Annotated in this window: 12 protein-coding genes; 3 read left to right on the plus strand and 9 right to left on the minus strand. The window is 71.2% G+C overall.

All coding sequences use genetic code 11. The features are described from left to right. Nucleotides 1-3: 3 nt before the first annotated feature. Both RKD23_RS21870 and RKD23_RS21875 read right to left on the minus strand, forming a co-directional pair. Complete coding sequence (locus tag RKD23_RS21870; RefSeq protein ID WP_424855193.1) at nt 4-1,032, minus strand: P1 family peptidase; 1,029 nt, start codon at nt 1,030-1,032, stop codon at nt 4-6. 59 nt (nt 1,033-1,091) lie between these two features. Next, a complete protein-coding gene (locus RKD23_RS21875; protein ID WP_424855194.1) occupies nt 1,092-2,330 on the minus strand; it encodes a low temperature requirement protein A in 1,239 nt (412 codons plus the stop codon). 107 nt (nt 2,331-2,437) lie between these two features. Between RKD23_RS21875 and RKD23_RS21880 the strand changes: the two genes are divergently transcribed. Further along, nucleotides 2,438-2,614: a hypothetical protein gene (locus tag RKD23_RS21880; protein WP_424855195.1), complete on the plus strand. Its 177-nt coding sequence runs from the start codon at nt 2,438-2,440 to the stop codon at nt 2,612-2,614. A 55-nt stretch (nt 2,615-2,669) separates the two neighbouring features. Here the strand turns inward: RKD23_RS21880 and mscL are convergent, their stop codons facing one another. The 6 genes from mscL to RKD23_RS21910 form a co-directional block, all read right to left on the minus strand. Continuing rightward, nucleotides 2,670-3,146, minus strand: a complete 477-nt coding sequence (gene mscL / locus RKD23_RS21885) for a large conductance mechanosensitive channel protein MscL (protein ID WP_404041982.1) — start codon at nt 3,144-3,146, stop codon at nt 2,670-2,672. A 138-nt stretch (nt 3,147-3,284) separates the two neighbouring features. Then, on the minus strand, nt 3,285-3,842 hold the full coding sequence (locus RKD23_RS21890; protein ID WP_424858303.1) for a hypothetical protein: 558 nt from the start codon (nt 3,840-3,842) through the stop codon (nt 3,285-3,287). A gap of 178 nt (nt 3,843-4,020) precedes the next feature. After that, complete coding sequence (locus RKD23_RS21895) at nt 4,021-4,854, minus strand: S-methyl-5'-thioadenosine phosphorylase (protein WP_424855196.1); 834 nt, start codon at nt 4,852-4,854, stop codon at nt 4,021-4,023. A 101-nt stretch (nt 4,855-4,955) separates the two neighbouring features. Continuing rightward, entirely contained in the window at nt 4,956-5,267 is a 312-nt protein-coding gene (locus tag RKD23_RS21900; RefSeq protein ID WP_424855197.1) for an FmdB family zinc ribbon protein, read from the minus strand. Between the two features lie 67 nt (nt 5,268-5,334). Further along, nucleotides 5,335-6,627 carry an MFS transporter gene (locus RKD23_RS21905; protein ID WP_424855198.1) on the minus strand — a complete coding sequence of 431 codons (1,293 nt, stop codon included), beginning with the start codon at nt 6,625-6,627 and terminating at the stop codon, nt 5,335-5,337. Between the two features lie 272 nt (nt 6,628-6,899). After that, complete coding sequence (locus RKD23_RS21910) at nt 6,900-8,408, minus strand: potassium/proton antiporter (protein ID WP_424858304.1); 1,509 nt, start codon at nt 8,406-8,408, stop codon at nt 6,900-6,902. A 238-nt stretch (nt 8,409-8,646) separates the two neighbouring features. Here RKD23_RS21910 and RKD23_RS21915 point away from each other — a divergent pair, with 238 nt between their 5' ends. Beyond that, nucleotides 8,647-11,463, plus strand: a complete 2,817-nt coding sequence (locus RKD23_RS21915; RefSeq protein WP_424855199.1) for a penicillin acylase family protein — start codon at nt 8,647-8,649, stop codon at nt 11,461-11,463. Nucleotides 11,464-11,518: 55 nt separating this feature from the next. Here the strand turns inward: RKD23_RS21915 and RKD23_RS21920 are convergent, their stop codons facing one another. Further along, nucleotides 11,519-12,103 (minus strand): 5-formyltetrahydrofolate cyclo-ligase, encoded by a 585-nt coding sequence (locus tag RKD23_RS21920; protein ID WP_424855200.1) that lies wholly within the window; start codon nt 12,101-12,103, stop codon nt 11,519-11,521. Between the two features lie 133 nt (nt 12,104-12,236). Between RKD23_RS21920 and galU the strand changes: the two genes are divergently transcribed. Further along, nucleotides 12,237-13,139: a UTP--glucose-1-phosphate uridylyltransferase GalU gene (gene galU, locus RKD23_RS21925; protein ID WP_424855201.1), complete on the plus strand. Its 903-nt coding sequence runs from the start codon at nt 12,237-12,239 to the stop codon at nt 13,137-13,139. The last annotated feature ends 2 nt before the right edge of the window (nt 13,140-13,141 follow it).

Consider the following 13,141-nt stretch of genomic DNA (forward strand, 5'->3'; position numbering starts at 1 on the left):
CGCTCACCGCGGCCCGTACAGATCCTCGTACGACGGCCACGCCCCACCCGGCCCGTCCACGGACCGCGCGGCGCGCACCGCGCGCACGATCGCGCGGGTCACCGCGTCCGCGCCCGCGGCGAGGATCTCGTTGAGGGCGAGCGGACGCCCGGCGTCCAACGGGCGCGCCCCCGTCGCCAGCGCGAACACCGTGTCACCGTCGTTGAGCAGATGCACCGGCCGCACCGCGCGCGCGATGCCGTCGTGCGCCGTGCCGGCCAGCTTCTGCGCCTGCGCGCGCGACAGATCCGCGTCGGTGGCGACCACGGCGAGGGTGGTGTTCAACGGGGGCGGCACGTTCCTCGCCGCGGTCTCGGCCAGGCGCCGGCACGCGGCGGCGTGCACCCGAGCCCCGGGTCGCTCCAGCCGCCCCTCGAACAACTCCCCGTACAGCAGGCCCGTCTCGGGATCCATCGCCGAGCCCACCGCGTTGGCCACCACCAGCGCGGCCACGGTCGTCCCCGAGGCGAGCACGACGCTCGCCGTGCCGATCCCGCCCTTCAACGGCCCGACCGCCGCGCCCGTGCCCGCGCCCACGCACCCCTCGGGCACCCGCGCGCCCATGTCGCCCGCCGCGGCCGCCTCCACGGCGGCCCGCCCGGTGGCGGCGTCCGGCCGGGCGCGGAAGTCGCCACCGCGGCCCAGGTCGAAGACGCAGGCGGCCGGCACGACCGGCACGACGTGGGCCGGGTCCGGCCCGACGGACACCCCGCGCCCCCGCTCCTCCAGCCAGGCCATCACACCGGAGGCCGCGTCGAGCCCGAACGCGCTGCCCCCGGTCAGCACGAGCGCCTCGATCTTCTGCACCACGTTGCGCGGGTCGAGGGCGTCGGTCTCCTTGGTGCCGGGACCACCGCCCCGCACGTCCACGGCGGCGACCACGCCGCCCTCGGGAGCGAGGACGACCGTGGTGCCGGTGAGCCATCCGCCGCCGGTGCGGGTGGCATGCCCCACGCGCAGCCCGGCGACGTCCGTCAGAGCGTCGACTGTCATGGGGACCAGTCTTGCCCGGCCGGGGGACGCGTATGACCGAGCGCGCCCCCGGCGTGGTGTCAGGACACCGGCGCGGCCGCCTTCGCCGCGCTGTCCCGGGCTGCCTGGCGCGCCGTCAGCGCAGTGCCCGTCACCACAGCGAGCGTGGACACGAGGCCCGTCGCGAGCACCGCCCACTCGCCCAGGAAGGTGCAGCAGATGACGACCAGTGCGGTCAGGGGGAGCACGGTCTGCTGGGCGGTGCCCACCTTGAAGTGGCGGGAGTGCAGCGCCCAGAGGGTCAGCAGATACAGGGCGGTGGGCAGGGTGACGGCGGCGGACGCGGCCAGGGTGGAGATGTGCGCCTTGCCGACCGCCTCCTCGACGGCCACTTCCAGACCCGCGCCGATCGCCGCCGCGGAGGCGAAGATCAGGTAGTGGCCGTAGCCCCACAGGAACGCCTGCCGGTTGGAGCGCAGATGGCCGTGGATGGGCACCGCGAAGTAGATCCACCAGGCGGCGAACACGATCAGCAGTCCGCCCGTCGCGATCGGCAGCAGGTCGGTGAGCGCGTCGTTCTCGTCCACGCCCGTCTTCACGGCGACCGTCGCCGCGGCGATCGTCTCGCCCAGCACGATGATGGTGAACAGCCCGTACCGCTCGGCGATGTGGTGCGGATGCCAGGCCGTCTGGGCCTGCCGCTCGGCGTAGACCGGCACGCACAGCTCGGCGACCGCCATCACCAGGAACACCCAGGGCCGGCCCCCCTCCGGCAGGAGCAGCAGCCCCAGCCAGCCGACCTGGCAGAGCAGCACGCCGCCCGCGTACCGCAGCGCGACCGTTCGCTCGGCGCCCCGGGCCGACCGCGCGGCCCGCAGCCACTGCGCGACCATGGCCAGCCGCATGATGGCGTAGCCGAGCCAGACGGCAAGGAACTCGTGCTCCTCGAAGGCCCGCGAGACACCGGCTGCGAGCACCAGGACGCCGGCGATCTGCACCAGGGTGACCACCCGGTACAGGACGTCGTCGTTGTCGTACGCCGAGGCGAACCACGTGAAGTTCATCCACGCCCACCAGATGGCGAAGAAGACCATCGCGTAGTTCATGATCCCCTCGCCGACATGGCTCTCGGCGAGCGCGTGCACCAGCTGGAACCCCGCCTGCGCGATGGCCACGACGAAGCACAGGTCGAAGAAGAGCTCGAGCGGTGAGGCGACCCGATGGGCCTCGTCGCGCCCCCGGGCGGTGAGCTTGCGCAGGGGCTGCCCGGCAGAGGACCGGCCGGAGGGAGCCGTGGACGGCGTCGAACTGGATGTCATGCCGTCCAGCACAGCAGATACCCGCCGGCGAAGCGATGCGGCGAGGGTGGGGCGGTGCGCCTGCCCGGAGCGTCAGGGCGTCGCCGCCGGCACCGTACGCTGGAGGCATGACTACCGCATCCGCCCCCGAGCCGCGCGAGCCGAAGGCCGCGCTGATCTTCGACGATCCGCTGTCGCAGCAGTCCTCGGACGACACGGACCGCGGGTGGGGCGATCGGCCGGCCGGCGCCAGCGCCGACGACCTCAAGCGTTTCCTCGACGAGAAGCCGCCCCACCACCTCTGAGCGCGACGGGCGGCCCGGCGGGCCGACGCCCGCAGAGCCGCCCCGACCGCGGCCGTCAGCGTTCGCTGTGGCCTGCTCCGCGCTGGGCGACCAGCGCGTCGCGGATCTCCTTGAGCACCTCCAGCTCGGTCACCTCGATGACCTCGACGGTGCCCTCCCGGGCCTTGCGCTGGGCCTCGACCCGCGCCAGGTACTTCGACATCGGCAGCACCATCAGGAAGTAGACCACCGCCGCGGTGATCACGAAGCTGAGCGTCGCCCCCAGGACCGAGCCCCAGAGGATCATGACGCCCGATGCGACCGTCCCGTCGGCAGCCACTTCGCAGGGCCCCTTGAGGCACGAGCTGTAGCTGTCGAGGTTCTTGGTGCCGATCGCTCCGACCAGCGGATTGATGACGCCCTTCACCACCGAGTTGACGATGTTGGTGAAGGCGGCGCCGATGACCACCGCCACTGCCAGGTCGATGACGTTCCCGCGCATCAGGAAGGCCTTGAAGCCCGACCAGACGCTCGGACCCTTCTTCTCGCTCACCTCGGAGCCTCTCCTCGTACACACCTGTTGTGGAACAAACCGCTCCGCAACCTACGTCAGAGCGAGGCCATCCTGTCCAATTCCTTAGCTCGATCGAGCGACTTGACAGTGCGTCTCCGAGCAGGCGCAGGACACGCTTCAGCACAGCGTCACCGCCAACCGCGCCGTGGCACTCGCCCCGACCAGCCGGGTCGCGGTGGCGCGCGGCACCGAGAGCACGACCAGGGCCCCCGTGTCGGCGGACTCCGCGAGGGGCTCGGGCACCTTCGTCACCAGCGCCCCGCGCGCCACCACCCGGGCCTGACCGCCGGTGGCGGTGTCCTGCGCGGCGATGACGTCGACGCGGTCGCCGGGGCGCAGCAGCCGTACCGTCGCGCCGTCGGCGATGCGCACCGGCGCGGTCACCGTCCGCACGGCCCGGCGCTCCGGCGCCCGCTCCGCCACCGGATGGCCGAGGGCCTGCTCATCGCGGTGGGCGTCGGCTCCCGATCGGGGTCCGGCCGCCACCAGCGCCACCGCCGTCACCGCCAGGCCGGCCGCCAGGGCCCGCCTGCGATGCCGTACGAGCCGTTCCAGCTGATGACGCACGCCGTGCACCCGCACCGGGTCGAAGTGCGGCACCTCGCACGTGGCCGGTGCGTCGCTGCCCGGCGGATGCGCGGAGGAGTACGCAGGAACGGGAGGAGCGGGGGGAATTGGAGGAACGGGAGGAATGGGGGAACGGAACACGGACACGAGAACCACCACCTGCGACGGGAACCGGCTTGCAGGGCCCACGATGAGGCCGCTCGCCGATGCCCGCCGAGGCCGGTGCGCTACTCGCCGGTTGTGGAAAACTCCCTCACCCGAAGGGGCCCCCAGGGACTACGCCCCGCTACGGCAGCGCGAACCCCGGGTCCATGCCGCCCAGCGCGCTCGTGCACAGGCAGTCCCGCTCGCCGCTCGCGGGCAGTGCGGCGACCGCGTCGAACAGCACGCCCCGCAGCCGGTCGACGTTCGCCGCGAACACCTGGAGCACCTCGTCGTGCGAGACGCCCTCGCCGGTCTCCGCGCCCGCGTCCAGGTCCGTGACCAGCGTGAGCGAGGTGTAGCAGAGCTCCAGCTCCCGGGCGAGCGCGGCCTCCGGGTGGCCCGTCATGCCGACGACCGACCAGCCCTGAGCCTGGTGCCACAGCGATTCGGCGCGGGTCGAGAACCGCGGCCCCTCGACGACGACCAGCGTCCCGCCGTCCACCGCCTCCCAGTCCCGGCCGCGCGCCGCCTTCAGCGCGGCCGCCCGCCCGGTGGGGCAGTAGGGGTCGGCCAGGGACACGTGCACCACATTGGGCACCGTGCCGTCCGGCAGCGGGAGCCCGTCGAAATACGTCCCCACCCGAGACTTCGTACGGTCCACCAGCTGATCCGGTACGAGCAGGGTGCCGGGCCCGAACTCGGGCCGCAGGCCGCCCACCGCGCAGGGGGCGAGCACCTGGCGCACACCGACCGAGCGCAGCGCCCACAGGTTGGCCCGGTAGTTGATCCGGTGCGGCGGGAGATGGTGGCCGCGACCGTGCCGGGGCAGGAACGCGACCCGGCGGCCCGCGATCTCGCCGAGGAAGAGGGAGTCGCTGGGCGGCCCGTACGGCGTCTCCACCTGGATCTCGGTCACGTCGTCCAGGAAGGAGTAGAAGCCGGAGCCGCCGATTACACCGATGTCTGCGTTCGCCATGACCAGCACGGTAGCTGGCGCGGGGGAGGCGCGGTCCACCGGTGCCGGAAACGCCGAAGACCCTGCCGTCGTACGACGACAGGGTCCCGCGAGCGGGTGTGTCAGGCGGCGGAGCTGCCGGCCGAGCTCGCCGAGCCCGAGGACTTCGAGTCCGAGGACGACGAAGACGCCGAAGAAGAAGTGGAGGACGACGCCGGCGTCGACTTCGACGACGCGGGCGAGCTGCTCGACGAGGCGCCGCGGCTGTCGTTGCGGTAGAAGCCGGAGCCCTTGAAGACGATGCCGACCGCGGAGAACACCTTCTTGAGGCGACCACCGCAGTTGGGGCACTCGGTCAGGGCGTCGTCGGTGAACTTCTGCACCGCCTCGAGGCCCTCGCCGCACTCGGTGCACTGGTACTGGTACGTCGGCACTGTCTTCCTCCTGGCACTCTCACTCGATGAGTGCTAACGACGATCCATAGTGACGTATTCCGGGGGATCAGTCCACCGTCACCGGCACGCGGTGACCGACGCCACGCGCGACGGTGCGGCCGGCGGGCCGTGCCGAGAGGCGTGAGCGCAGGGCGACCAGGGTCGCCAGAGCGAGCAGCGTGCCACCCATCGGGACGAGGAATCCGGCACCGCCCCACAGCCGGTCCTCCAGCTGTCCGGCGACCGTGACGGCGGCCGCCTGCCCGAGCGCGACCGCGCCGGTCAGCCAGGTGAACGCCTCGGTGCGGGCCCCGGCCGGGACCAGACCCTCCACCAGCGTGTAGCCGGTGATCAGGGCGGGCGCGATGCACATGCCGACCAGCAGGCCGAGCCCCGCGAGGAGCAGCACCGACTGCGCCGCCCACAGGCCGGACGCGACCAGCGCGAGCGCCGCGTAGCCGAGAACCAGGCGGCGCTGCGGGGCGATCTTCCACGCGATGGCGCCACAGGCGATACCGGAGAGCATGTTGCCCGCCGCGAACGTTCCGTACAGCACGCCGTTCAGGCCGGGCTCGCCGATGGACTCGGTGAACGCCGCCAGCGACACCTGCATGCCGCCGAAGACGGAGCCGATGCCGAGGAACGCCACGATCAGGACGCGCACGCCCGGGACGCTGAGCGCGGAAGCGTGCCGCACGCGCACGTGCCCGGCGGGGGCGACCTGCGGCTGTGTGCCCTTCTGTGCGGCGAACAGCAGACCGCCGAGCAGGGTCAGTGACGCCTCGGTCACCAGACCCGCGGCGGGGTCCACCGCGGTGCACAGGGCCGTCGCCAGCAGCGGTCCGACGACGAAGGTGAACTCGTCCGTGACCGACTCGAAGGCCGCCGCCGTGGTCATCAGGGGCGAACCCTGCAGCTTCACGCCCCAGCGGGCGCGGACCATCGGCCCGACCTGCGGCACCGAGGCGCCCGTGGGGACGGCGGCCACGAACAGTGCCCACAGAGGCGCGTGGGACAGCGCGAGCGCGGTGAAGGCGATACCGGCCAGCGCGTGTACCAGCACACCGGGGAGCAGCACGGCGCGCTGCCCGAAGCGGTCGGCGAGCCGTCCGGTGTACGGCGCGAACAGCGCCATGGAGACACCGGTGACGGCGGCGGCGGCGCCCGCCGCACCGTACGAGCCCGTGGTGTGCTGCACGAGCAGCACGATCGAGATGGTCAGCATCGCGAACGGCTGGCGCGCGGCGAAACCGGGGAGCAGGAACGTCCAGGCGCCGCGGGTGCGCAGCAGTTGCCCGTATCCCGGGCGGGAGGGTGCCGGCGAGTTCTTCGACGGCTCGGTGGAGACCGTGGACGCCACGGCCCGTGCCTTTCTGCCGCCTGGTAGCGCGGCCCCTGCGGGTGGGGGGCGGCGCCGAGAGCTGTCCTCTTGCGCTGAACTGCGGTAGATACCGGCGCCCCCTGTGGAGAGGGCGTCACGGCCGCCATACGGTCGCGCCAGCTCTGCGTCAGGCAGAGTTGGTTCGATCAAGGTCTGCCTTGATGATACAGGCATCTACGCGCGTTGACTCTGTGAAAGCGCACACCGTAGCCGCTGTTACCTGTGAACGGTGCGAAACGCGCCCCGCGCCCTCACCGCCGCCCCGAGTCCTCGCCCCCCGTGCCCAGCCATCCGGCCAGCTTTCCGCCCTGTCCCACGGCGCGCAGGCGCCGCTCGGCGGCGTCCCGCACCGGGTCGGTGGCGACGACGAGCAGCTCGTCCCCGCGGCGCAGGACGGTGGAGGGCAGCGGCACGAACGATTCTTCATCGCGTACGACGAGTGTCACGGCGGCTCCGGCCGGCAGCCGCAGCTCGCTGACCTCGACACCGTGCATCTTGGAGCCGTCGGGGATCGCCACGGACAGCAGATGGCCGCGCAGCCGCTCCAGGGGTGCGGACTCGATGCCGAGGTCGGAGGCCTCGGACCCGTCGCCGAGGCGCAGCGTGCGGGCGAGCCAGGGCAGGGTGGGGCCCTGGACGAGGGTGTAGACGACGACCAGGACGAAGACGATGTTGAAGATGCGGCGGCTGGCGTCGACGCCGTTCACCATCGGGATGGTCGCCAGGATGATGGGCACGGCGCCGCGCAGCCCGGCCCAGGACATCAGCGCCTGCTCCGGCCAGGGCACCCGGAACGGCACCAGGCAGAGCACGACGCTGAGCGGGCGCGCCACCATGGTCAGGACGAGCCCGATGACCAGGGCGGGCCAGATGTCGTCGTAGAGCTCGTGCGGGGTGACCAGCAGGCCGAGCAGCACGAACATGCCGATCTGGGCGATCCAGCCGAGGCCTTCGGCGAAGCCGCGCGTGGCGGGCCAGTGGGGCAGGCGCGCGTTGCCCATGACCATGGCGGCGAGGTAGACGGCGAGGAAGCCGCTGCCGTGTGCCAGGGCGCCGGCGGCGTACGCGGTCACCGCGATCGCGACGACGGCGATCGGGTAGAGGCCGGAGGCGGGCAGCGCGACATGGCGCAGCCCCCAGGCGCCCAGCCAGCCCACCGCGAGGCCTATGGCCGCGCCGATGGCCAGCTCCAGGGCTATCTCGCCGAGCAGGACGTACCAGTGCTCGACGGGACCGGCGGTGGAGAAGGAGACGACCAGGATGACGACGGGGGCGTCGTTGAAGCCGGACTCCGCTTCCAATGTGCCCGTCACGCGCGCGGGGAGCGGAATTCTGCGCAGGACCGAGAAGACGGCCGCGGCGTCGGTGGAGGAGACGACCGCGCCGATGATCAGGGCCTGACGCCATTCCAGACCGACCAGATAGTGAGCGGCCGCGGCGGTGACGCCGACGCTCACCGCGACCCCGCCCAGCGCCAGCGCGCTGGCGGCCGGCAGGGCCGGCTTGATCTCCTTCCACTTCGTGCCGAGGCCACCTTCGGCCAGGATCACCACCAGGGCCGCGTAGCCGATGACCTGGGTGAGTTCGGCGTTGTCGAAGTGGATGCCGCCGATGCCGTCCTGGCCCATGAGGACACCGATGGCCAGGTACACGAGCAGGCTGGGGAGCCCGCTGCGCGAGGAGATCCGGACCGCGGCGACCGCGATGAGCAGGACGAGCGAGCAGACGAGGAGGAGCTGGTTGAGGTCGTGGACTGTCAGTGGCCGTTCCCTTCCCTGGTCTCCCTGGGTTCCCTGGTTCCCCTGGGGGCAACTACTTCGTTACCTTACCTAACTCTTGACGTTTTCTTGACGCTCGACCAGGCAAGATCGAACATCCGTCCGCGCTGGTTCCGGACTCCGCGTCAAGGGGCGTCGGGCCCTGCGCCTATGGTTGCTCCAGCGCTCTTTCATAGTCACAGCCCGACCTGCCGCTCGCGTTAGGACAGCAAGGACAGCGATGCCCCCCAACACCACCGCCTCTTCGGGTCAGAAGCCCGGCAAGCCCGGCAGGAAAAAGGGGCGCAAAGCCCGACTGATCGTGCTCCTGCTGGTGCTGGCCGTCGTCGGCGGACTCGGATTCGGGGCGTACTGGTCCATCAGCACCGTGCGTGCCTCCTTCCCGCAGACCAAGGGATCCATCACCCTGGACGGCCTGTCGGGGCCCGTCGACGTCAAGCGCGACGGCAACGGCATCCCGCAGATCTACGCGTCCTCCGACGCGGACCTGTTCATGGCGCAGGGCTTCGTCCAGGCGCAGGACCGGTTCTACGAGATGGACGTGCGCCGGCACCTGACCTCCGGCCGCCTGTCGGAGATGTTCGGCAAGAGCCAGATCGACAACGACGAGTTCCTGCGCACGCTGGGCTGGGACCGGGTGGCGAAGAAGGAGTACGACACCAAGCTGTCGGACTCCACGAAGAAGTACCTCCAGGCGTACGCCAAGGGGGTCAACGCCTACCTCGACGGCAAGAGCGGCGAGGACATCTCCCTGGAGTACGCCGCTCTCGGCTTCGAGAACGACTACAAGCCCGCGCAGTGGACCCCGGTCGACTCGATCGCCTGGCTGAAGGCGATGGCCTGGGACCTGCGCGGCAACATGCAGGACGAGATCGACCGCGCCCTGATGACCAGCCGCCTCGGCCCCAAGCAGATCGCCGACCTGTACCCGGCGTATCCGTACGGCCGCAACAAGGCGATCGTCCAGGAGGGCCAGTACGACGAGCTCACCGGCTCCTTCGGCGGCGGCGGTGACGGCGGCGAGGAAGGCGACTCCGACGGCGGCACGGGCACCGACCCCGGCACGAGCGGCGAGGGCACCGGCACGGGCGGCTCCACGGACGCTGTGGGCGCCTCCACGGGCACCACGGAAGGTGCGGCCCTGCAGACCCAGCTCTCGGGCCTGTACGGCGTCCTGGAGGACCTTCCCGAGGCCGTCGGCGTGAACGGCAACGGCATCGGCTCCAACTCCTGGGTCGTCGCGGGCAGCCACACCATCACCGGCAAGCCGCTGCTCGCCAACGACCCGCACCTGTCGGCCTCGCTGCCGTCCGTCTGGTACCAGATGGGCCTGCACTGCCGCGCGGTCTCCGAGAAGTGCCAGTACGACGTCAGCGGCTACACCTTCGCCGGACTGCCCGGCGTGATCATCGGCCACAACAAGGACATCGCCTGGGGCATGACCAACTCCGGCGTGGACGTCACCGACCTCTACCTGGAGAAGCTCACCGGCGACGGCTATCTGCTCGACGGCAAGGTCAAGCCGTTCACGACGCGCAAGGAGATCATCAAGGTCGCCGGCGGCGCGGCCAAGCCGATCGTCGTGCGCGAGACGGACAACGGCCCGCTGCTGTCCGACCGCGACGACGACCTCGTCAAGGTCGGCCGCAAGGCCACCGTCGACACCGCCGCCCCCGACCGCGGCGACGGCTACGGCATCGCCCTGCGCTGGACCGCCCTGGACGCGGGCACCTCCATGGACGCCGTCTTCGCGATGGACCGCGCGGCCGACTGGGAGGACTTCCGCGCCGCGGCCGACCTGTTCGACGTCCCCTCGCAGAACCTGGTCTACGCCGACACCGACAACCACATCGGCTACACGCTGCCCGGAAAGATCCCCACGCGCGCGAAGGGCCACGACGGCTCGATCCCGGCGCCCGGCTGGGACTCGAAGTACAGCTGGAAGGGCTTCATCGACCAGGACGAGCTGCCCTACGAGTTCGACCCCGCGCGCGGCTACATCGTCACCGCCAACCAGGCCGTCGTGAACAAGGACGACTACCCGTACACCCTGACCACCGACTGGGGCTACGGCACCCGCAGCCAGCGCATCAACGACCTCATCGAGTCGAAGATCAAGGGCGGCGGCAAGATCTCCACCGACGACATGCGGCAGATGCAGCTGGACAACAGCAGCGAGATCGCCAAGCTGCTCGTGCCCCGGCTGCTGAAGATCGACGTGGAGGACCCGGACGTCCGCGAGGCGCAGAAGCTCCTGGAGGGCTGGGACTACACCCAGGACGCCGACTCCGCGGCCGCCGCGTACTTCAACTCCACCTGGCGCAACATCCTCAAGCTCGCCTTCGGCAACAAGCTGCCCAAGGAGCTGCGGGTCAAGGGCCAGTGCCTGTGGGTCGAGCCGACCGACACCACCGGCCCCGCCGACGAGGACCGCAAGGTCCGCGAGTGCGGCCAGCGCGACGCCGACCAGGCCCAGCCCGACGGCGGGGACCGCTGGTTCGAGGTCGTGCGCGGCCTCATGGACGACGAGGACAGCGAGTGGTGGAGCACGCCCGAGGTCGGCACGCGCGACGGCGCCACCAACCGTGACGAGCTGTTCGAGCGTGCCCTGGTCGACGCCCGCTGGGAGCTGACCGCCAAGCTCGGCAAGGACATCGACACCTGGAGCTGGGGCAGGCTGCACCGCCTGTTCCTGAACAACCAGACCCTCGGCACCGAAGGCCCCGGCGTCCTGCAGTACATGCTCAACCGCGGCCCCTGGAAGCTCGGCGGCGGCGAGGCCACGGTCAACGCCACCGGCTGGAACGCGGCCGGCGGCTACGGCGTCGTCTGGGTCCCCTCGATGCGCATGGTGGTCAACCTCGGCGACCTCGACAAGTCGCGCTGGATCAACCTCACCGGCGCCTCCGGGCACGCCTACAACGCCCACTACACCGACCAGACGGACAAGTGGGCCAAGGGCGAGCTGCTGGGCTGGGCCTTCACCGAGAAGGCGGTCGACGACAGGACCAGCGACACCCTGGTCCTCAAGCCGTGACCTCGTAGCCGGCTTCCACCGATGGCCCTCCACGCGCGCGTGGAGGGCCATCGCGCTACAGGGGGCGGTGGAAGCGGTGGACGCCCGTCGGGGTCACCGCCGCGTGGACCGGCTGGTCGTGCGCCTCCTCCGGGACGTGCTCGACGACCTCGGTGTCGTAGAGCAGCACCACCAGCGCGGGGTGCGCGTCCGCACGCTCCAGCCGGGCCAGGACGCGGTCGTACGATCCGCCGCCGCGCCCCAGCCGCATCCCGCGCGCGTCGACCGCGAGGCCGGGCAGCAGCACGACGTCCGCGGAGACGACCGCGTCGGGGCCGAGGCGCTCGCCGGTCGGCTCGAACAGCGCCATCTTCCCGCCGTGCCGGACGCGCGCGAGGGAGCCCTCCCCTTCGTACGCGCCCCAGTCGAGGTCGTTGTCGGGCAGCAGGGCGGGCAGCAGGACGCGCACGCCCCGCGCGCGCAGCGCGTCCAGGAGCGCGAGGGTGCCCGGTTCGGTGTCCACGGAGACGTACGCCGCGACGGTGCGGGCCTGCGCCAGTTCGGGCAGTTCGAGGGCCCGCTCGGCGAGGGCGGCGGCTGCGGCCCGTACGTCATCTGCTGTCAATCTGTTCCTCACCGCGAGGAACTCCCGCCGCAACATTCGCTTGTCAGTCTCGGTCGGACGTCCGAAGTGCCCCACAGGTTGCTCCCGTTACGGTTCCAATGTGCTCATATGAGAGCCAATTAACCGGAGCCACAGATTCCTCTCAAAGGCACCGGATAGGGTTGCGGCCATGACTCAGTCGCACCCCAGGATCAGCAAGGCTGTCATCCCCGCAGCAGGCCTCGGCACCCGGTTCCTGCCGGCCACCAAAGCCACTCCCAAGGAGATGCTGCCGGTCGTGGACAAGCCGGCGATCCAGTACGTGGTCGAGGAGGCCGTGTCCGCCGGCCTCGACGACGTCCTCATGGTGACAGGGCGCAACAAGCGCCCCCTGGAGGACCACTTCGACCGCAACTACGAACTCGAGTCGGCTCTGGAGAAGAAGGGCGACGCCGAGCGACTGGCCAAGGTGCAGGAGTCGAGCGACCTGGCGACGATGCACTACGTCCGCCAGGGCGACCCCAGGGGACTGGGCCACGCCGTGCTGTGCGCGGCCCCGCACGTCGGCGACGAGCCGTTCGCGGTGCTGCTCGGCGACGACCTGATCGACCCGCGCGACCCGCTGCTGCAGCGCATGATCGAGATCCAGGAGCAGCACGGCGGCAGCGTCGTCGCACTCATGGAGGTCGCGCCCGAGCAGATCCACCTCTACGGGTGCGCGGCCGTGGAGGCGACCGCCGAAGGTGACGTCGTCAAGGTCACCGGGCTGGTCGAGAAGCCCGACGCGGCGGACGCCCCGTCCAACTACGCGATCATCGGCCGCTACGTCCTCGACCCTGCCGTCTTCGAGATACTGCGCAAGACCGAGCCCGGCCGCGGCGGCGAGATCCAGCTGACCGACGCCCTCCAGCACCTCGCGGAGGACGAGAGCGCCGGCGGCCCGGTGCACGGCGTCGTCTTCCAGGGCCGCCGCTATGACACCGGTGACCGGGGCGACTATCTGCGGGCCATTGTCAGACTCGCGTGCGAACGTGAAGATCTGGGACCGGACTTCCGGTCCTGGCTTCGCAGTTACGTCACCGAGGAGATGTAGCA

The sequence above is a fragment of the Streptomyces sp. SAI-170 genome, assembly GCF_049739565.1.
Classification (GTDB): Bacteria; Actinomycetota; Actinomycetes; order Streptomycetales; family Streptomycetaceae; genus Streptomyces.